Genomic DNA, 19,388 nt, shown 5'->3' on the forward strand with positions numbered 1-19,388 from the left:
CGTACGCGCAGCTGCCACTTCGCCCTGCCAAGATGAGCGGATGAGCACCGAATTCTCACGCCCCGCGTCCCGCGCCGAGCTGCTGGATAAAGGCAAGGATGCCCGCCGGCGCACGCCCCGCCGTGACCTCGCGGTGCTGTCGACGACATCACGGGTCCCGTTGGCGATCCTCGCCGCACAGGACGCCGACCGGGTGCCGGAGCTCGTCCCGCTGCGCGCCGAACGGATGTCTGCCAGTCCGTTCGCGTTCTATCGCGGGACTGCAGCGCTCATGGCCGCCGATTTCGCGGATGCTCCGCACTCCGGCATCCTGGTCGCGTCCTGCGGCGACGCGCATGTGTCGAACTTCGGCTTCTATGCATCGGCGCAACGCGACCTCATGTTCGATCTGAATGATTTCGACGAGGCCGCGTGGGCACCGTGGGAGTGGGATGTGAAGCGTCTCGTCGGCAGCATCGTGGTCGGCGGGCAAGCTTCTGGGCGAGTGGATGCCGTGATCGAAGCCGCCATCCGTACAGCGGTGAAGACATACGCCCGCGGCATCCGGCGCAACTCCGCGCTCAGTCCCACCGAGCGCTACTTCACGCACTTCGACGTCGAATCAACCAAGACGCTGCTCGGCAGCGACGCGCGGCGCGCGATCCGCAAGGCAGTGAAGCATGCCCAGCGCCGCACCGGAGATCGCGCGGTGCACCGGCTCACGCAGGTGGACGGGACGGGTAGGCGCCATTTCGTGCATCAGCCGCCGACGACCGCCCCGGTTGAGGCCGAGGTCCTCGCAGCGGTCGACGATCTCGTCGATGCCTACCGTTGGTCAGCCAACAGCGACGTTGCCATGCTGTTTCACCACTACGCCGTCTCGGATGTCGCACGCCGCGTCGTTGGTGTGGGCAGCGTCGGTACCCGCTGCTATCTGGTGCTGCTGCAAGACGGTGACGATCACACGCTTCTGATGCAACCGAAGCAGGCGGGCCAGAGCGTGCTGATCGAGTATGGGCATGTGACGCAGCCGCCGGTGCTGCAGGAGCTCATCAAGACGTCCGGTGAGGGCGCCAGGGTCGTGGCGATGCAGCGAATCCTGCAGGCGCTGTCCGATCCGTTCCTCGGCCATGTGCAGAGCCCGAACGCCGATTATTACGTGCGGCAGTTCCACGACATGAAGGGCGGCGTCGAAGTCGAAGAACTCGACGACGGACCGTTCGTCACCTACGCACAGGCGTGCGCGGCGACGCTCGCGCGTGCACATGGCCAGTCGGCGACAGCCACGGCGGTTGCCGGATACATCGGCGACGGGCGCGTCGTGACCGAGGCACTGCTGGAGTGGGGTTGGGCGTACGCAGCAGTATCGCTGGCCGACTACCGAGAGTTCTTGGCGGAGCAGAACGGTGGCTGACGCCTCCTGCTAAGTTGTAGTACATAAAGACGAATGTAACCTCGCGTCGCAACCAGCGCAACCATTAGTTCCATTGAATTTGTCGGAAATTTCATAGAACAAATATTCGACAAGCCGACGATTTCGCGATAAGCTGATGACATGTCACAGCTGACCGGTCTGTACGAGGCGGTATCCCGCCTTGATGTGGCGTGGGCGGGCGTGGGGGATGCGTCGGAGCTGTCGCGGGAGCAGTTGATCGCGGTGACGAACGCGGTGGGAGTAGTGCAGCGCCGGTTGGATGCGGTGCATGTGGATGTCGCGGCGGGGATCGCGAGCGAGTCGCGGCCCGAGCTTGGGGCCGATTCGCTGGCGAAGCAGCAGGGGTTCCGCACCCCGGCGAAGCTGATCGCCGCCGCCACCGGCATCTCGACCGGAGACGCCTCCCGGCTGATCACGGTCGGGCAGGCCACCGCGATGCGCACAGATCTCCTCGGAGCAAAGCTTCCGGCGAAGTATCCGCTAGTACGTGAGTCGATGAAAGCAGGGACGCTCAGTGCCCAGGCCGCCGCGTTGATCATCGCAGTCCTTGAGCGGTGTCGCATCGCCGCCGGCGTGGAACGAATCAGTGAGGGCGAGCGACTGCTCGTCGATGCTGCACCCGGGCTCGCGCTCGATGAGGTCCGCCGACTCACCGTCCGCGCCGAAGCATGGCTGAACCCCGACGGCGTCGAACCGCGTGAAGACGATCAGCGCAGCAAACGATCCCTGACGTTCTACGAACGCGGCGGACGACTGCGCTTCAACGGAGACTTCGACGTCGAAACCGGCGCACCCATCGTCACCGCACTACACGGGTACGTGACCGCCGCGTTCGCCGCACGCAAAAATGCTCCCGACCCCGACGCACCGGACGCCGACCACCGCACCATCGCCATGCTGCACGCCGACGCGCTCGCCCTGTTCTGCTCCCACGTCCTCGGCTGCAAGGAACGCACCCCGGTCGCCGGGGCAACAGTCATCGTGCGCATCAACTACACCGACCTCGTGGGCGACACGAGCACGGGCACGGCAACGATCGATGGCATCGACCAGCCCATCAGCGCCAGTGCCGCCCGCCGGATGGCCGCGGGCGCAGGAATCATCCCTTTCGTCCTCGGCGCAGACAGCGAAATCCTCGACTGGGGTCGACACAAACGCCTCTTCACCCGAGCACAACGCCTCGCACTCGTCGAACGCGACGACGGCTGCGCCATGTGCAACCTCCCACCCGACATGACCAAAGCACACCACCTGCGATGGTGGAAACGCGACCACGGACCCACCGACCTCTCCAACGGAATCTTGCTCTGCGAAACATGCCACCACCGCATTCACGACAACGGCTGGGAAATCCGCATCGACGGCACGGGCACCACCGCACACGTCTGATTCATCCCACCCACCTACGTCGACCCCGGCCGCACACCACGACTCGGCGGACGCGCGCGCTTCGACATCGCCGCCTAAGGCGGCGCATGCGCACAGCCCATGAGCACAGCCCATGAACACAGCGGCACCCTCCCAGTCGAATGAGCTAGATTTGCCGAGGCGGCGCGGGCACTCCCGCAATGCTCCGGTCGCATGCGACCACGACGACGGAATCGAGGTGGTGCTCCCATGAGTGGTGATAGTTGCCATATGCCTCCGGACTCCGCCTTCGCACCTGGGACTCTCGTCTTCTAACGCGCATCTGCGGCTGTCCGGCTTCGACTCATCCGACCAGCCGTCGACCGCGCGCCTCTTCCGATGCGCTGTCGGCATGCTCGAAAGACGCACGCCATGAAAACGCAGCCCCCTACGCAGCCGCTCCCCACACAACCTGCCGCAACGACAGACCTCATCGACACCATCGAACAGAGCCTGTCGAGCCGAGATCTCGCCGCAGCATCCGCCGCGCTCTCACCGATATCGACCAGGCAGATGGTGCAGGTTCTCGACCGCCTGAGCCCGCATCAGTGCGCGATCGTGTACCGGCTGCTGTCGAAACAGCGGGCGGTAGAGGTCTTCGAAGACCTGTCACCCGAGTTGCAGGGTGAGCTCGTGCGCGGACTGCAGGATGCCGAGGTCGCCGCGCTCTTCGAAGAGATGGATCCGGACGACCGCGTCTGGCTGTTGGACGAGCTTCCCGCGTCGGTCGCTCCTCGCCTGCTCCGGGGGCTCTCGCCGCACGAGCGGGAACTCACGGCATCCGTGCTCGGCTATCCGCGTGACTCGATCGGCCGGCGAATGAGCCCGGAGTACGTCACCACCCACCCTGATCTCACCGCCGCCGAGACGCTGAGGCGACTGCGGGCTCGCATCGACGATGCCGAGACGATCTACACGCTTCCGGTGACCGACAGTGCACGACGGGTCGTCGGCGTCGTGAGTCTTCGCGACCTTCTCGCCGCCGACGACGACACCCTGGTCGACGCGATGATGCAGGACGCGCACACCGCGCTCGCCGACGCAGATGCCGAGACCGCCGCCCGCGATTGCACCGACCGTGGTCTCCTCGCCGTTCCGGTGGTCGACAGCGAGGGCCGGCTGGTCGGCATCCTCACCATCGACGACGCCGTGCGCATCCTCAAACGCGAGGAGAACGAGGATGCCGCGCGCCAGGGCGGTGTGGAACCGCTCGGCCGCCCGTATCTGTCGACGCCGATCCGCCGTATCGTGCGTTCACGTGTCGTGTGGCTGCTCGTGCTCGCTGTCGGTGCGACGCTCACCGTGCAGGTACTGTCGGTGTTCGAGGCGACGCTCGAGCAACTCACGGTCCTGGCGCTGTTCGTGCCGCTACTGATCGGCACCGGCGGGAACACCGGCAATCAGGCGGCAACCACCGTGACGCGTGCGCTGGCGCTCGGTGAGATACGGCCGCGAGATCTGCTGCGCGTCCTGACCCGTGAGTTGCGAGTGGGCGTGTCGCTCGGAGTGCTGCTGGGCCTGCTCGGATTCGCGATCACGGCGCTGGTGTACGACTGGCAGATCGGACTCGTGATCGGCTGCACGCTGGTCGCGGTGTGTACCGTAGCTGCGACGATCGGCGGGATCATGCCGCTGGTTGCGCGGATGATCCGCGTGGATCCGGCCGTGTTCTCGAACCCGTTCATCACGACCTTCGTGGACGCCACGGGCCTGGTGATCTACTTCGTTATCGCCAAGGCGGTCCTGGGCATCTAAGTAGAATCGCCGGATGGCGTGAATCCGCGTCGAAGGGGAGGCTGGCGACAGTGAAGGCACGAATCACGTTCGGCGTGCTTCGTCTTGTCACGGCGGCCGTATGCCTGAGCGCGCTGGTCCACCGCCTGTTCTGGGGTCTGAGTTCGCAGACCATCGCCGGCCGCAACTTCTTCGCCTATCTCACCGTGGAGTCGAACTGCGCACTCGTCGTGCTGCTCGTTGTCGGCGGCATCCTGGCATTCCGACGCGACGAAGATCCGCGCTGGTTCAGCATCGCTCTCTCATTGGTGCTGACCTGGACGATCACGGCGGGCCTCGCATTCGCTCTGATCGTCTGGCAGGCAGGTGTCCGCGGCATCCGCGTGGATGTCCCCTGGTCAGATCAGCTGCTGCATTTCTGGCTTCCAGCTCTCACCGCGATCGCATGGACGCTCACACCAGGACACCGGTCGGTGCCGTGGTGGATCATCCCCGGCTCTCTCGTGTTCCCCCTGGTCTGGGGCGGGGTGACGATGTGGCGGGGTCCGATGATCGGCTGGTATCCGTACTACTTCCTGGACCTGCGCCAGGTCAGCGGGGTCGGGGAGTTCCTGGTGACCAGCGGCATCGCCCTGGCGATCTTCGCCCTCATCGCCACGGTGCTGGCGGTGATCAGCCGGATCAGTCCGTCTCGCCGGAAGGCAGGAATGCATCCAGCGATGTGAGAGCCGCCACCAGAGCGTCGTCCTCTTCGAGCTCTGCGAACTTCTCGGCGGCCGTTCCTCCAACGATTCCCACCAGCACGTTCTCGCCGGTAACCGGAAGCAGATTGATCCAGGTACGGATCAGCTGGTCGCCGTCCACAGCGTGCCAGATCGTCGCCTCGGTGTCCCAGAACGGCTCGTCGTAGCGCAGCCAGACCGTCTCGATGTGCCCCATACCCAGCGCGTTGATCGCGCCGCGGTACGGGAACGGCAGGGGCGGCGCGAACTCGATTCCTTCGCGCTGCAGCACGCCGAGCGGCACGGTGATCACCACCCGATCGAACGAGGTCGACTCCCCCGTCCCCAGGCGCAGACTGACACCGGCGTCGTCGTAAGCGATGCGGGTCACCGCGGACGACAGGGTCAGCTGCGCACCTTCGAGCATCTCCTGCACCACGGCGCCGAGATCACTGACGATGCCGGCTTTTGCAGGATTCGGCAGAGCCGGTGGGAACCAGGCTGACACGGTGTCGGCATCCGCGCCCGAGGTGGTGGTGAGGTACGCGAGAAGTGCGGCAAGGCCCGGCTCCTCAGGATCGGCGCCGGTCTCCGTCAGTGCCTCGGAGAGTGAGACATCGGCCGGGAAGGCTTGGGCCGCGGCGAGCGCCTTCTCCAGCGGTGCGTTGCCGACTGGGTCTAGGTCGTCTTCCTGTGCGGGCTCTTCGGCCGGGGAGCGCCAGAGAGCGGATGCCAGGTCGACGGTCTCGAGGCTGTCGAGGATGGGGCGGCTGCTTTTCGGGTCATCGCCGAGCAGCCATCCGCCGAGTTGAATCGGCATCGGCCAGTCGTCGTCGAGCTGCGAGTGGACACGTCCGCCGACCCGATCACGGGCTTCGAACACGGTGACTTCGATGTCAGCATCCGCGAGCTTTGCGGCGACGGTTGCACCGGCGAGCCCGGCACCGATCACGGCGATCCGCTCGCCGGGACCTGCCGTGGCGCGCACGCGCACCGCTGCGCTTTCACCCGAGTGGATCGCACCGCGCATGGTGCCAGGATTTTCGGCATCCGTCGCCTCACCCGCGAAGAACAGCCGCCCTTCGACAGGCTCTGCCAGAGTCTCACGGGTGGCCGATTGCACACCGATGCGGGTGTAGCTGACGGCGCCGCGCGAGAACGGATCCGTTGACCATGTGCTGCGGATGCTCGCGGCGGGAGCCGGCACATTGGTCGTGGGAAGCGGAGACGGCGTGCGCGTCGGGGTCGGCGTGGGTTTCGGTTCCGGCGTGCAGGATACGAGCAGCACACCGAGGGCGCCGGCTCCGGCGCCGATCAGCAGCTCGCGACGCGTCATCCTCATGGTGTCGCCACACTACCGGTTCCGGCTGGGTTTCTCCGCTCCTTCGACAGGCGCAAATGACTGCATCCGGCATCCAGATGCAGCCATTTGCGCTCATTGAAACTACGGCGCTCAGCTGCGCACGTACTCGGCGAGCACGACTCCCGACTCGTACGGCGTGATCGCGGTAGGGCGGAAGTCGGCGGGTGCGTAGCCGCGTCCTTCGAACAGCGGGATGCCGTCGCCGAAGAGCATCGGGTTGCGTTTGAGCGCCAGCCGGTCGATCTTGTCTCGCAACACGGCGGCAAGCGAGCCGCCCCCGCAGAGCCAGATCCCCTTGCCCTCTTCCGCTTTGAGTTCGCGCACGACCTCGACGGGATCGCGATCGGTGAACTCGACGCCGTCGGATCCTTCCGGGGCGTCATGTCCGCGACTGAAGACGATCTGTCGGAGGTGGCGGTAGGGGTCTGGCAGATCGGGGAGGCCGACCGCATAGGTGTTCCAGCCCATGAGCACGGTATCGAACGGGCCGCCGTCGATCGGGAAGCCGAACTTCTCGGCGAGCACGGTCGGCGCCGTACCCCGGTACTTCTCGCCGATTCCGACCATGTGATCCCCCTCGACAAGGAACCGATCGAATTCTCCGTCGGGGCCGGCAATGTACCCATCGATGCTCACGGCGACGTAATAGGTGAGTTCTCGCATCATTTCTCCAATAACTACAGGTGCAGTGATTGGAGACTACAACAGATGCAGTGGTTGCGCTAGAGTCAGCCCATGGCGAAGAACGAGGCGAGGCGCAATGCTCTGGCGGATGCCGGCATCGCAGTGCTGGCGAGGGAAGGCTCGCGCGGCCTGACCCATCGCGCGATCGATGCGGAGGCGGGCGTTCCGATTGGCACGACCTCGAACTACTTCCGCACCCGAGAGGCACTCTTCACCGGACTGTTCGAACGGATCGGCATGCGTCTCGCGCCCACACCGTCCGATCTCGAAGCCCGCACTGAACAGCAGCCCAGCCGCGCACTCTTCGCCGACTACACGCGTGACATCGTGCGCCGTCTGACCACGCAGCGCGAGGTGACGCTCGCCCTGTACGAACTGCGGCTCGAAGCCGCCCGGCGTCCGGACCTCGCCGCCTCACTGGGCGCGTGGCAACGCACTGGCTTCGACGGCGATGTCGCGTTCAATGAGGCTGCCGGGCTGCCAGGAGGGCGACGCGAGATCGCCCTGTTCCACTACGCGATCGAGGGCCTCATCTTCGATCGACTCACCTCTCCCATCGATCCGGAGACCTCCACCGATGAAGTCGTGGATGCCCTCGTCGCGGGGCTGCTGCCCGGCTGAGCGCCGCCGCGCACGCCACGCTCTCGAGAACGCACAAACCGTCCTTCCCAGCGTCTGGGAAGGACGGTTTGTGCGTTGTCGGTTAGGCCGTGACGCAGGTCAAGCGTTGTTGTCGATCAGGCCACCAGGTGAATCAGACCGTGACGTCGCCGATCAGGTTCACCTTGATGCCCATGCCGTCGAACATCGCAGCCTTCGCGATGAGCGCCTTGTCAGCAGTCTCGGCATCCGGCGCGTAGACGAGCTGTGCGTGGTTGGCCTTGTGGCGGGCCATGAACTGATCACGCGAGACGCCGTTCAGCACGACGTGAGCGAGCGGCCACTCCGGGTTGGTGGCGTCCTTGCGGCGCTGAGTCTCCGCTTCGGGAAGCTCGACGACGGCGCCACGGAAGATGTCTGCCTGCAGGATGCCCTCAGCGATGAACACGCGAGACAGCACGATCTCGCCGGGCTTTGACACACCATTGAGCGTGGCGCCACCGGCGGGGAAGAACACGTGGCCCTGGCGCCATCCCTCGGCCTTGTCCCAGCCGCCGAGGTGCGATGCCGGCACGGAACCGGAGATCTCGTATGCCCAGACGAACTGGCCGTTGTAGTCCTCACCCCAGCGCACGTCGTGCAGGGTGTTGTCGGGCACGAGGCCCATCGCACGCCAGACGCGGTCAGTGACCAGCGCGTCGACCGCGACGCCCTCGTCGGCCTCGTTGAAGTGCGGGAACGCGCGACCTTCGTGCAGCACGCGCGAACCATCGCGCGAGGTGACCGGCGGGCGCTCGGTGGAGTTCAAGATGCCCTCGGCGAGGTCGGACGCCGGGACAAGATCCTTCAGCCCCTGCTGGTACTGGATGCCGACAGCATCCAGACCGAAGTCGTCGGAGATGCGCAGGGCGGCGATGTACATCTTCATCTGCCACTGCACCTGCTCGCGGGTGAGCTCAGTCGTGCCATCCTCACCGAAGTGGAACGTCATGCCGTGCTCGACGAGCCAGTCGAAGGCGGCGTCTGCCTCGTCTTCTGCGACATTGAGCATCTCGGCGTACAGCGCGGACTGCGACAGTCGCTCCTTGTAGATGCCGGTCTGGTTGAGCAGCTCGTCATCGAAGATGGCGTTGTACATGCCCATGCATCCCTCGTCGAAGACGCCGATGATGGCCTTCTCGTCGCGGAGCTGGGCGGCGAGTGCCTCGCCGAGTTGCTTCTCCGGGCTCTCCGGGAGCGCGGGGAGCGCACGCACGTGCGAGTAGTCGTGGGTGATGGTGCCGGTCTCGGTCCACTCCTTGAGGGTGGCAGTGAACCAGTCGTCAGTGAAGTCGACCGACCAGGTCGAAGAGTAGGGCTTGTCCATCTTGGTGAGGCCGGCGTTCAGGCCGAGCAGGCCGACGAGACCCGGCCAGTCACCGGCGAAGTTCGCGACCGTGAGGATCGGGCCCTGGTGAGTGCGCAGGCCTGCGAGCACGTGGTGCGAGTACTGCCAGTTCGCGATCGCAACGATCAGCGGGGCGTCGGCGGGGATGTTCTTGAAGACCTCCATGCCCATGCGCTGGCTGGAGATGAAGCCGTGGCCGGTGGCGGGGTCGACGTCAAAGGCGCGGACGACGCTCCAGCCGAGCTCACCGAAGACGCGGGACACGCCCGCTTCGAGAGCGACCTGGGTGGGCCATCCGCCGACGTTGGCGGCCTCCCGCAGGTCACCGGACGTGATCAGGTACGCGGTTTTCGGGGCGGATGCCGGGCGGGATGCCGAGACAGGAAGCGTGTAGGTCATGGTGTTCTCCGTTGATGGTGGGACTCCGAGGGTGCAGCACATGACGTGCCTGATCGCGAACTCTCTCCCGACCCTACATGAAATCGATTTCATCATGCAAGGGAGACGCCAGGAGCGCGACTCTCTCTGCACAATTCCACCCCGCACTGAGTTCTCCACAGATCGTGGGTTCGCGCAGCATGCGCACCGAACATCGGTGACAAACTCCTGGCAAGAGCGCAGAATGGAGGCATGGAGATGAACGATCCACAGGTCTGGACGCTCATCGGTGTGTTCACGGCGATCATGCTGGGTGGCATGACACTGATGACGACCATGATGAGCCGGGTGATCCGTGCAGAAGTCGGCGGGCTACGCGGTGAGATGGTCGGCGAGATCGGCGGACTACGCGGCGAGATTGGTGGCCTGCGTGGTGAGATGGTCAGCGAGATCGGCGGGCTACGTGGCGAGATGAACGCCCGCTTCGACACGGTCGAGCACAAGATCGAAACTCTCGACAAAGAGGTTGCGACGCTGGCCACGCGCTTCTGGGGCTCGCCCTAACTCATCGTTGGGCGCTGGCCGCTTGCACTTCGTTGCGCAGCACGACCGTGCGGGCAGGTTGCTGATCTCCACGGATGCGCTCGAGCAGCATCCGCGCGGCGGTGACGCCCATATGGCGCGCGGGGAGTCGCACCACGGTGACCGCTGTCGGCGAGAGAGTCGTGAACGGTAGCGAGCCGATGACGGCAACGCCGACCTTCGGCGGGGTAAGACCATGCTCGGTGAGCACCTGGATCGCACCGACGCCGATGAGGTTGTTGCCGGCAACGACGGCGTCGGGAGGCTCGGGCAGTGCGAGAAGCTCTTCCATAGCCGCGCGTCCTCCGTCGACGCGGAAGGTCACGAAGCGGAGCAGTTCCGGGTCGACCTCGCGATCGGTCTTGGCCAGCGCATCGCGCCATCCGGCCGCGCGTTCGGCCGCCGTGTCGATGTGCTCGGGGCCGCCGATGTAGGCAACGCTGCGGTAGCCGGCATCGATGAGATCCTGCGTGGCACTCGCCCCCGCGGCGCGATTCGCCATAGTCACAACGTCAATGTCGTAGGTCGTGCTGCGGTCAACCGCGACGACTGGCCGGCCGGTGGCGAGGATACCGTCGAGCTTCGACTCCTCCGATGCTGTCGCGATAATCACCCCCGACATGTGCTCAGCCATGGCGATATCGAGGTACGTCGCTTCCTTCTCCAACGCCGAATCGGAGTTGCAGAGCACCACTGAATAACCGGCTTCGGATGCGACATCCTCGACCCCGCGCGCCATCTCGGTGAAGTACGGGTTCTCGATATCAGGGATGATCAGCCCGATCACCTCAGAGCTCTGGAGGCGCAGCGTGCGGGCCGTGCGGTTGGGGACGAACTTCAGCTGTTCCGCGGCAGCGCGCACCGCCGCTACCTTCTCCGAGGAGACGCTCGTGCCGTTGAACACACGCGAGACCGTCGCCGGTGAGACCTGCGCGAGCGCTGCGACGTCGTAGATGGTGGTCATTGTGGAGTTCACTGTAACCGATTTCAGCCACTCGGCCGCGGGGCACCCAGCGGGGGCTGTCGATGCGCTCGCTGAGCGCTCCCGCCGTCAGCGCTGAGATTACTCGCCGCCAACAGTGCCCGCTCCACAACCGAAAGCGCAAAAACCGCCCTTCCCCGGCTTCGGGAAGGACGGTTTGTGCGTTCTGGATGCCGGGTGCGCACCCGGGCAAAGAACCTCAGCGATAGAGCTCGACAACACGGCGCACGTCGGCGCGCTCGGCATCCGTCGGCTCAGCGATCGCCATACGACAGAAGGTGTCGGCCACGCCAAGCACGCGATATGCCTCTTTCATCCGCGCCATGTCACCACCGATGAGAGACACGACATCGTCGACTGCAATCTGCGCAGCCTCGATCGCGGAGGCATCGCCCGAGCGTCCGGCATCCGCCAGCGCACGGAACGGCTTCGGCGTCACCGATGAGACACCTGAGACGACACCCTGGGCGCCCACCTCAACGGCAGCGATCAGGTCACGATCGGCACCCGTGTACAGCTCGAACCCCTCAGGAACCACCGCGCGATATGCCGCGATCTCTTCCAGCGACAGCTCGCTGATCTTCGCGCCGACGACGTTCGGCAGCGCCGACAAACGCACCAGCAACTCCGGTGAGACCGTGTTGCCGCTGCGCGCGGGATAAATGTAGATGTACAGGCGACCGTCGCCCACGGCATCCGACACTGCCTGGTAATAGTCGAAGATTGAGTCCTCGGTCGAGCGCAGGTAGTACGGAGTGAGAGCGGCGAACTCTGTCGCACCGAGCTCGCGCGCGATGCGCGTGAGGCGCACAGCTTCGAACGCGCTGGGCTGACCGACGTGTACGACCACGCGCATCCGGTCCTTCAGCTCAGCAAGCGCCGCCTCGACAAGCGAGCGGAACTCCGCAGCATCCACCGCAGGGAACTCCCCCGTCGTCCCGAGAACGAATGCGCCCTCGTTTCCAGACTCCCCCACGAACCGGAAGATCGCGCGCGACGCTTCCAGATCAAGGCTCCCGTCCCGATGAAACGCAGTAGGAACGGCAGTCAGGATGTCGTAACGGGTCACTTCTTGTTCTCCTTGTTCTTTCGGCGCAGGCCGCGCCGCGGTGGTGAGTCAGGCGTGCGCACAGTCGATGTGAGCAGCTCGGGATCGGCAGCGAGTTCGTCATGCGCCTTCGAGATCTGAGCGAGGCTCTCGGTGTCGAGCACCGAATCTGCGAAGGATGCACGCTCCGAACGGGGTTTGCGCGCCGCCCGGATCGCCGGCATGACGATCGAGAGCACGGCGAGGACGAGCAGCACAATCGCGATCGGGCTGACAACCTCGAAGAACGGTTTCGTCGGAAGGATCGCGAGGGTGCGTGCGAGGTTCTCCTCGGCGAGCGGGCCGAGAAGCAGACCAAGTACGACCGGCCCGGCCGGCACCTGCATCCGCTTGAGCAGCACGCCGACGACTCCGAACAAGAGCATCGTGATGACCGTCGCGATGCTGTTCGAGGTGGCATACGTGCCGATGATGCAGAAGATCAGGATGCCGCTCCACAGGTATGGCTGCGGCACGTCGAGAAGCTTCACCATGCCCTTCATGCGCACGAGACTCAGCACGAGCGAGAGCAGCGTCGCGACGAGCATGATGCCGACGATCGAGACGACCAGATCGGGCCGCTCAGTGAACAGTGTTGGGCCGGGAGTGATACCCCAGATGATCATCGAACCGATCATCACTGCCATCACCGAGTCACCGGGGATGCCCAACGCCATGGTCGTGGTGAGTGATCCGCCCAGCGTCGCGCTGGATGCGGTGTCGGAAGCCGCAACGCCCTCGATCGAGCCCTTCCCAAACATCTCGGGATGCTTCGACGCCTTGCGCGCGCGGTCCCAGCCGATGAGACCTGCGATGTCGCCACCGGCCGCGGGGATGAGGCCGACGCCGAGACCGACCGCTCCGGCAACTGCAGTCGCGCGACCACTCTGCTTGAACTCAGCCTTGTTCGGCCACCAGCGACCGAGGCTCGAGATCGGACGCACGTTGCTCTTGCGATAGGTGAGCAGCTGATCGAACAGCTCGGCGATGCCGAAGAGCCCGATGATGACGGCGATGAAGTTCAGCCCCTCGACGAGGTCGAGCGAGCCGAAGGTGAACCGCTTGTCTGCAGTGGCGGCATATGTGCCGACCGTGCCGAGCATGAGTCCGAAGAGACCGGCGAGGATGCCTTTGAGCATCGACTTCGACGAGATGCCAATCATGATCGCGATACCGAAGACCACGAGCGCGAACAGCTCGGGAGATTTGAAGTAGTCGCGGGCGAAGCTCGCGATCGGCACGGCAGCAACCGCGAACAGCACGAGCGAGGCGAGGATGCCGACAGCAGACACGATCGCCGACATCGTCAGCGCGAGTCCTGCCCTGCCTTGCTTGGCCATCGGGTAGCCATCGAGCGTCGTCGCGATGGATGCCGGGGTGCCTGGCGTGTTGATCAGGATCGACGGCACCCGGTCACCGAAGTTTGCGGCGACGTAGATGGTGAGCAGCACTGCGAGACCCTGCACGGGCTCGAGAGTCATGGTGAAACCGGCGGCGAGCGCGACAGCCATGGTGGCGGTGATACCGGGGAAGGCACCGACCATGAAGCCGAGCAAGAGGCCCACAAGCATGTAGAGCAGGATCGAGATGTCAAGGAGCGCGTCGAGCCCCTCCAGGAACGGGGTCATAGCGGAATCCTCAGGAGCATCCCGAAGACGACGTAGATGAACGCCGTGACGGATGCCGTGTAGATGATGAGGCTCAGCCAGCGCCGGTGCCCGTAGACGAGCATCAGAGCGGCCATGAGCAGGGCTGCGGCAATCGGGAAGATTTCGATGCGGTAGCCGAACAGGATGACCGAGCCGAGTGACCAGACGGCGACGAAGGCACCCGAGATCACGAGAGTTGCGACCACCCTGGCCACGCCACCGGGCTGGATGCGCTCAGTGTCCTCACGCCCTGGTGCCGGCCGCGTGATCGCAAACACCAAAATGATGATGGCGACGACGACGCCCGTCACTCCGAGCAGCATGGGCCAGAATCGGGCATCGATCTGTCCTGGGGCCACTTCTCGGCGCAGATGGATCTGCGTCGACAGCGCCAGGTATCCCGCGGTGAATGCGAGTGCGACGATGGCGAACGCTATTTCGAGCGCACGCGAGGGCGTCGCGCTCTCGTACTCGTCGCTCTCTGCGGCATCTGTTGACATGTGCTTCCTTCGACCGAGACGGGGACGGGGACGGAGGCCGGGGTGTCCCACGGCCTCCGTCATTGATGTCAGCCCAGCAGATCCTGGAACAGGGTGAACTGCTCGCCGACGAACTCTGTGAACTCCGCAGAGTCGCGGTAGACGACGAGGTTTCCGGCGTCTTCCTGGAACTGCGTGTAGGTGTCGGACTCTACGGCTTCCTTGATGGCGGACTCGAGCGTCGCGTGCACGTCGTCCGGAAGACCGGCGGGCGCGTAGATTCCGCCCCAGCCACCGAAGATGAGCTCGGCCCCGATAGCTTCTTCTGCAGTCTCGACGTCGGGAGCATCCGGGTGGCGCTCGTCGTTCAGCACGGCGAGGATGCGCACGGCGTCACCCTGCGAGAGTGCTTCGCCGAGGCCGGAGACGGCTGCGTCGGCCTCACCGGATGCGGCTGCCGCTACTGCGGGCGCGCCACCGTCGTAGGGGACGGGAGTGACCTGGCCACCGACCTCGGTGCCGAAGGCGATGCTGGCCGCTTCCCAGATGGAACCGGCGCCGGAGTTGGCGATCGTGATGGGCGCGGCCTTCGCCTTGGCGACGAGGTCTTCCAGAGTCTGTACATCGCTGGTGGCTGCGACCGTGATGACGCCTGGCGCCAGCATGATCTGGCCGAGCAGGTCGAAGTTCTCCGGCAGCACGTTCGCGTCCTGCGTGGTGTTGAGCATGGCGATCTCGACCGGACCGAAGCCGATGACGTAGCCATCAGGGTCTTGCTCTGCGACGTACTCCATCGCGAGCGCACCCGCAGCTCCCGGCATGTTCTCCGGGATCACGCTGACATCGAGGATGCCCTCGAGCTGGGTGGCGAGCGCGCGCGAAGACAGGTCAGAGCCGCCCCCGGGGTTGGCCTGGATGATCAGGCGGATGTCCTTCTCGGGGAAGGACGATGCGGCGTCGCCGCCCTCATCGACCTTCGTGCATCCGGACATAACCAGTGCTGCTGTGGTGAAAACCGCGGCGGCTGCCAGCACGCGGTTCATGCGCTTGATAGGCATCTTTGCTCCTCTTTGAGTGCGAGTTGTCTTGAGTGCAGTTAGGGACTGACGGGGCCGAGCGTAGCAGTGTTCACTGTTGACAGTCAACAGTGAACACATGCGTGCGGGCATACGGAAGGAACCCGCGGATGCCGCGGATGCCGCGGCTCAGCGCTTCTGGAGATCTGCGGCAGCCGCCGCAGCAGCCTGCCCCAGCAGCGCGACATCGTTTGCCGCGATGACGAAGTCGATGCCGCGCTCACGCCAGTAGCGCGCCGCGTCGGCACCGCCGCAGTCGAGGCCCACCGCGGTCCCGGCGGCATGACTGCGCTCGATGATGCGCTCGATCATCGCGTGCATCTGCGGGGACTCAGCGTATGTCTGGCGGCCGAGTCCGGCACTGAGCGAGAGATCGTTCTGCCCGATATACACCGCGTCGACATCCGGAACTGCGGCGATCGCATCGATGTCGGCGTACGCTGCGGCGGTCTCGATCATGACGATGCAGGCTGCCGCGCGATCGCCTTCTTCGTGATCGGGGAAGCTCTCATGCACTCCCTGCCACAGCGGACCCCAACTGCGCGTTCCACGCGGCGCGTAGTGGCACGCGCTGGCGGCAGCTTCGGCCTCGGCCGCGCTGTTGACCATTGGCACGATCACTCCATCGGCGCCGAGGTCGAGTGACCGCATGATCAGGTCGGGAGTGTTCCAGGGGACGCGCACGATCGCCGGTGCTCCGCCCTGCCGCACGGCCTCGACCAGGGCATCCGCAGCGCTCATCGTCGAGTAGCTGTGCTGAAGGTCGATCGTGATGAAGTCGAACCCTGCGCGCGCCATCACTTGGGCCGTGACGGCGTCATCGAGGAACACCCAGGCGCCACTCATCTCGCGCCGCGCGTTAAGCCGCTCTCGAAACGTGGCCTTGTCGAGTGCCGTAGTGGCGGGCACGGAGGCGGGCACGGTCATGACGTCGTCTGCCGCGCGGCAGAGGTGCGCCACGCTTCCAGCATCCGCTCACGCGAACCATCGAGGTGATCCTCCAGCTCGGCGAGCACCGCCTCGCTGTCGCTGCCCTCGATGAGGTCGATCAAAAGCGCGTGGCGCGCGGTCGTGTCGTGCAGATCATCGTCGACGAGCACGGTCACCCGCAGCAGCGCCATGGTGATCGGCTCATACTGACGCCACACGGCGGCAAGCCGGCGGTGACCGGAAAGATCGCACAGCATGCTGTGGAAGATGACATCGACGCGGGCGAACTCGTCCGAGTCGCCGGCATCCGCAGCTTTGCCCATGGCCTCGACGACCGCACGCATCGCGCCGAGATCTGGAGTCTTCTCCAGCGCCATGGTCATCGATGTCGCCAGCGACTCCAGCGCACTGCGCAGCGAATAGAGTTCGCGGATGTCACGCTCGTCGAGGCTCTGGACGAGGTAACCCTGACCCCGCTTGGCGATCAGACCTTCGGCCTCGAGGATGCGGAAACCATCACGCACCGGGCCACGGCTGACATTGAGGGAATCGGCAAACTCCGTCTCAACCAGGCGCTCACCCGCCTCGAGATCGCCTCGGACGATCCCATCGCGAATGTGGTTCGCAACCTGGGTTCCGAGCGCTTCGCGCACGACCTTCACCGGTTGAAGTCTGGTGGCCACACTGCTCTCCGCCCCGCTGACAAAATGTCTACAGTTAACATTTGTGGGATCAGGCTACCCCAACATGCCCTGCGAGCGCGATGTCGAGACGCGGAACGGCCGTTGCCAGTCAGTCTTCGTCGCCGGGACGACGCGGCCGCCACAACACCACATCGGTCGACCGACGGATACGGCGGCCGCTGAGAACCGGGATCACTCCGCTCGCACCGGCGGCGAAAACACGCACGCCGGGGCGGTTCGCTCGCTCGGAGCGCAGGGCCCCTTCAAGTTCGAGGACTCGGTGGCGCAGCATCCGCACCTCGTCCTCGAGATAAAGCAGCCGCGCAATGGCGGGAAGGCTCATCCCCTCCGCGCCGAGCCTGGCGACCTCGCGAAGCTGCTGGATGTTCCGCGCCGAATAGCGGCGGGAGCCACCGCGCGTGCGGCCGGGCACGACCAGCCCGATGCGGTCGTACTGGCGCAGGGTCTGCGGGTGCATGCCCGCGAGTTCGGCCGCGACGGCGATCGCAAAGACCGGGGCATCTTCATCCTCGACCATTGCGATCACCTCCGCGACTCGAACTCGTCATCATCAGGCTTGCGCCTTCGCCATCATCTCCGCACGCGGGTTTTCCTTCGGCTCCAGTTCGTGGAACTTCTCGAGCGCCTCGCGCGCCGCGGCATCCAGATGCGTGGGAACGGCAACCTGTAGCTCGGCAAGCAGATCGCCGGTGCCCTTCGCGGTGCTCACGCCGCGACCCTTGACTCGCAGGATGCGACCGGACGGCGTGCCTGGTGCAACGCGGAGCTTGACCACGTCCCCACCGAGAGTGGGCACTTCGATCGTCGCGCCGAGCGTCGCCTCTGTGAAGCTGACCGGCACCGTCAGGCGCAGGTTCAGGCCATCACGCGTGAACACCGGGTGCGAACGCACCTTGATCGTCACGACGATGTCGCCACTCTCGCCGCCATCCGGCGACGGACGACCCCGACCGCGCAGGCGAATCTTCTGCCCGTCAGCGACACCGGCAGGGATCTTCACCTTGAACGGCTTGCCGTCCTCGCCCTGCAGGGTGATCGTCTCACCCTGCACGGCAGTGGCGAAGTCGAGCGTGGTGCGCGCGGTGACGTCGGTGCCCTTCTGAGGGCCGCCGCGGCCGCGGAATCCACCGCTCGTCTGTCCGAAGCGCCCGGAACCGAAGCCGCTGCCGCCCTGCCCCTGGTTGAACATCGCGAAGATGTCCTCGAAGTCGGCGCTGCTCTGACCACGACCCTGCTGGCCGTATCGGCTGAACACGTCTTCGAAGCCACCCGCACCGCCACCGCCCGAAGTGAAACGCGCGCCGGAGCCCATGGCCCGGATCTCGTCATACTCCTTGCGCTGCTCCGCGTCGGAGAGCACCGAGTACGCCTCGCTGACCTCCTTGAACTTCGCCTCCGCCTTCGCATCCCCCGCATTGGAATCCGGGTGATACTTACGCGCCAGCTTGCGGTACGTCTTCTTCAGATCCGCATCAGCGACGTCCTTGGAGACGCCGAGCGTCTTGTAGAAGTCCTTGTCGAACCAATCCTGGCTGGCCATCGATCACCTACTCTGCAGGAACAGCGACGACGACCTTCGCCGGACGCAGCTCGACGTCACCGAGGCGGTAACCCACCTCGACGACATCGAGGATCGTCGAGGTCGTAGCACCCGGGGTCGGCTGCTGGAAGATCGCCTCATGGTGCTGCGGGTCGAACGCTTCACCCTTTTCGCCGTAGGCGACAACACCCAGGCGCTCCACAACGGTGCGCACCTTCTCGCCGATGACGAAGAAGGGCGTGCCCTCGACAAGGTCGCCGTGCTGGGTGGCACGGTCGAGATCGTCAAGCACCGGGAGCAGCCCCTTGGCAGCCTCGCCCTTGGCACGCGCGATCTCGACGTGCCGCTGCTCTTCTGTGCGTCGTCGGTAGTTGGCGTACTCCGCCTGCAGTCGCTTGAGGTCGTTGAGCAGAGCGGACTCCGCATCAGCGATCGCCGCGTCACCTGCTGCTGCCTCGTCGGTCTGCTCTGCGTTCAGGATGTCGTCGACCGTGAGCCCCTCGACAGGGTCGGTGATCGATCCGTCGGATCCCTCTGCGGCGGCAGCCTCAGCGGAATCAGGGTTCTCCTGCGGCGACCGGTTTTCCTGCGGCGACGGGCCGGATGCCGCAGCATCCGACCCCTCGTCCTCAGGAACCTCGGCATTGTCGTCGAAGTTCTTCTTCGTCAT

Annotated in this window: 19 protein-coding genes; 6 read left to right on the forward strand and 13 right to left on the reverse strand. The window is 65.2% G+C overall.

The genetic code is table 11. The annotated features are described in order from the left end of the window. The first annotated feature begins 40 nt into the window (after positions 1–40). The 4 genes from ACSU04_RS13085 (at position 41) to ACSU04_RS13100 (ending at position 5,280) form a co-directional block, all read left to right on the forward strand. Positions 41–1,393 (forward strand): DUF2252 domain-containing protein, encoded by a 1,353-nt coding sequence (locus ACSU04_RS13085; RefSeq protein ID WP_439289849.1) that lies wholly within the window; start codon positions 41–43, stop codon positions 1,391–1,393. A 141-nt stretch (positions 1,394–1,534) separates the two neighbouring features. Then, a complete protein-coding gene (locus ACSU04_RS13090) occupies positions 1,535–2,803 on the forward strand; it encodes a DUF222 domain-containing protein (protein WP_439289850.1) in 1,269 nt (422 codons plus the stop codon). Positions 2,804–3,193: 390 nt separating this feature from the next. Then, entirely contained in the window at positions 3,194–4,576 is a 1,383-nt protein-coding gene (gene mgtE, locus ACSU04_RS13095; RefSeq protein ID WP_439289851.1) for a magnesium transporter, read from the forward strand. Positions 4,577–4,626: 50 nt separating this feature from the next. Beyond that, complete coding sequence (locus ACSU04_RS13100; protein WP_439289852.1) at positions 4,627–5,280, forward strand: Pr6Pr family membrane protein; 654 nt, start codon at positions 4,627–4,629, stop codon at positions 5,278–5,280. On the opposite strand, the gene ACSU04_RS13105 is transcribed toward ACSU04_RS13100, so the two are convergent. Beyond that, positions 5,237–6,619 carry an FAD-dependent oxidoreductase gene (locus tag ACSU04_RS13105; protein ID WP_439289853.1) on the reverse strand — a complete coding sequence of 461 codons (1,383 nt, stop codon included), beginning with the start codon at positions 6,617–6,619 and terminating at the stop codon, positions 5,237–5,239. The genes ACSU04_RS13100 and ACSU04_RS13105 overlap by 44 nt on opposite strands. A 111-nt stretch (positions 6,620–6,730) precedes the next feature. After that, a complete protein-coding gene (locus tag ACSU04_RS13110; protein WP_439289854.1) occupies positions 6,731–7,303 on the reverse strand; it encodes a dihydrofolate reductase family protein in 573 nt (190 codons plus the stop codon). 72 nt (positions 7,304–7,375) lie between these two features. Here ACSU04_RS13110 and ACSU04_RS13115 point away from each other — a divergent pair, with 72 nt between their 5' ends. Next, the gene (locus ACSU04_RS13115) at positions 7,376–7,945 is read left to right on the forward strand and encodes a TetR/AcrR family transcriptional regulator (protein WP_439289855.1); all 570 of its coding nucleotides are present in this window, start codon (positions 7,376–7,378) and stop codon (positions 7,943–7,945) included. 133 nt (positions 7,946–8,078) lie between these two features. On the opposite strand, the gene ACSU04_RS13120 is transcribed toward ACSU04_RS13115, so the two are convergent. Then, the gene (locus ACSU04_RS13120) at positions 8,079–9,710 is read right to left on the reverse strand and encodes a fucose isomerase (RefSeq protein ID WP_439289856.1); all 1,632 of its coding nucleotides are present in this window, start codon (positions 9,708–9,710) and stop codon (positions 8,079–8,081) included. A 231-nt stretch (positions 9,711–9,941) separates the two neighbouring features. On the opposite strand from ACSU04_RS13120, the gene ACSU04_RS13125 reads away from it, so the two are divergent. Then, a complete protein-coding gene (locus tag ACSU04_RS13125) occupies positions 9,942–10,253 on the forward strand; it encodes a hypothetical protein (protein WP_439289857.1) in 312 nt (103 codons plus the stop codon). Position 10,254: 1 nt separating this feature from the next. Here ACSU04_RS13125 and ACSU04_RS13130 read toward each other — a convergent pair whose 3' ends face one another. The 10 genes from ACSU04_RS13130 to ACSU04_RS13175 form a co-directional block, all read right to left on the reverse strand. Beyond that, positions 10,255–11,235 carry a LacI family DNA-binding transcriptional regulator gene (locus ACSU04_RS13130; RefSeq protein WP_439289858.1) on the reverse strand — a complete coding sequence of 327 codons (981 nt, stop codon included), beginning with the start codon at positions 11,233–11,235 and terminating at the stop codon, positions 10,255–10,257. A 217-nt stretch (positions 11,236–11,452) separates the two neighbouring features. Then, complete coding sequence (locus ACSU04_RS13135) at positions 11,453–12,322, reverse strand: dihydrodipicolinate synthase family protein (protein WP_439289859.1); 870 nt, start codon at positions 12,320–12,322, stop codon at positions 11,453–11,455. Then, positions 12,319–13,968, reverse strand: coding sequence for a tripartite tricarboxylate transporter permease (locus ACSU04_RS13140; protein WP_439289861.1), 1,650 nt, complete (start codon positions 13,966–13,968; stop codon positions 12,319–12,321). Before ACSU04_RS13140 ends, ACSU04_RS13135 begins: the two co-directional genes overlap by 4 nt. Beyond that, entirely contained in the window at positions 13,965–14,489 is a 525-nt protein-coding gene (locus tag ACSU04_RS13145) for a tripartite tricarboxylate transporter TctB family protein (RefSeq protein WP_439289862.1), read from the reverse strand. The genes ACSU04_RS13140 and ACSU04_RS13145 overlap by 4 nt, the downstream gene beginning before the upstream one ends. 68 nt (positions 14,490–14,557) lie before the next feature. Then, entirely contained in the window at positions 14,558–15,526 is a 969-nt protein-coding gene (locus tag ACSU04_RS13150) for a tripartite tricarboxylate transporter substrate binding protein (protein WP_439289863.1), read from the reverse strand. Positions 15,527–15,673: 147 nt separating this feature from the next. After that, entirely contained in the window at positions 15,674–16,471 is a 798-nt protein-coding gene (locus ACSU04_RS13155; protein WP_439289864.1) for an HpcH/HpaI aldolase family protein, read from the reverse strand. Continuing rightward, entirely contained in the window at positions 16,468–17,157 is a 690-nt protein-coding gene (locus ACSU04_RS13160; protein WP_439289865.1) for a GntR family transcriptional regulator, read from the reverse strand. The genes ACSU04_RS13155 and ACSU04_RS13160 overlap by 4 nt, the downstream gene beginning before the upstream one ends. Positions 17,158–17,266: 109 nt before the next feature. Next, positions 17,267–17,695: a heat shock protein transcriptional repressor HspR gene (locus tag ACSU04_RS13165; RefSeq protein ID WP_439289866.1), complete on the reverse strand. Its 429-nt coding sequence runs from the start codon at positions 17,693–17,695 to the stop codon at positions 17,267–17,269. A gap of 33 nt (positions 17,696–17,728) precedes the next feature. After that, positions 17,729–18,718 (reverse strand): DnaJ C-terminal domain-containing protein, encoded by a 990-nt coding sequence (locus ACSU04_RS13170; protein WP_439289867.1) that lies wholly within the window; start codon positions 18,716–18,718, stop codon positions 17,729–17,731. Between the two features lie 7 nt (positions 18,719–18,725). Next, a complete protein-coding gene (locus ACSU04_RS13175) occupies positions 18,726–19,388 on the reverse strand; it encodes a nucleotide exchange factor GrpE (RefSeq protein WP_439289868.1) in 663 nt (220 codons plus the stop codon).

The organism is Microbacterium sp. A84 (assembly GCF_051842815.1).
In the GTDB taxonomy this organism is placed as follows: Bacteria; Actinomycetota; Actinomycetes; order Actinomycetales; family Microbacteriaceae; genus Microbacterium.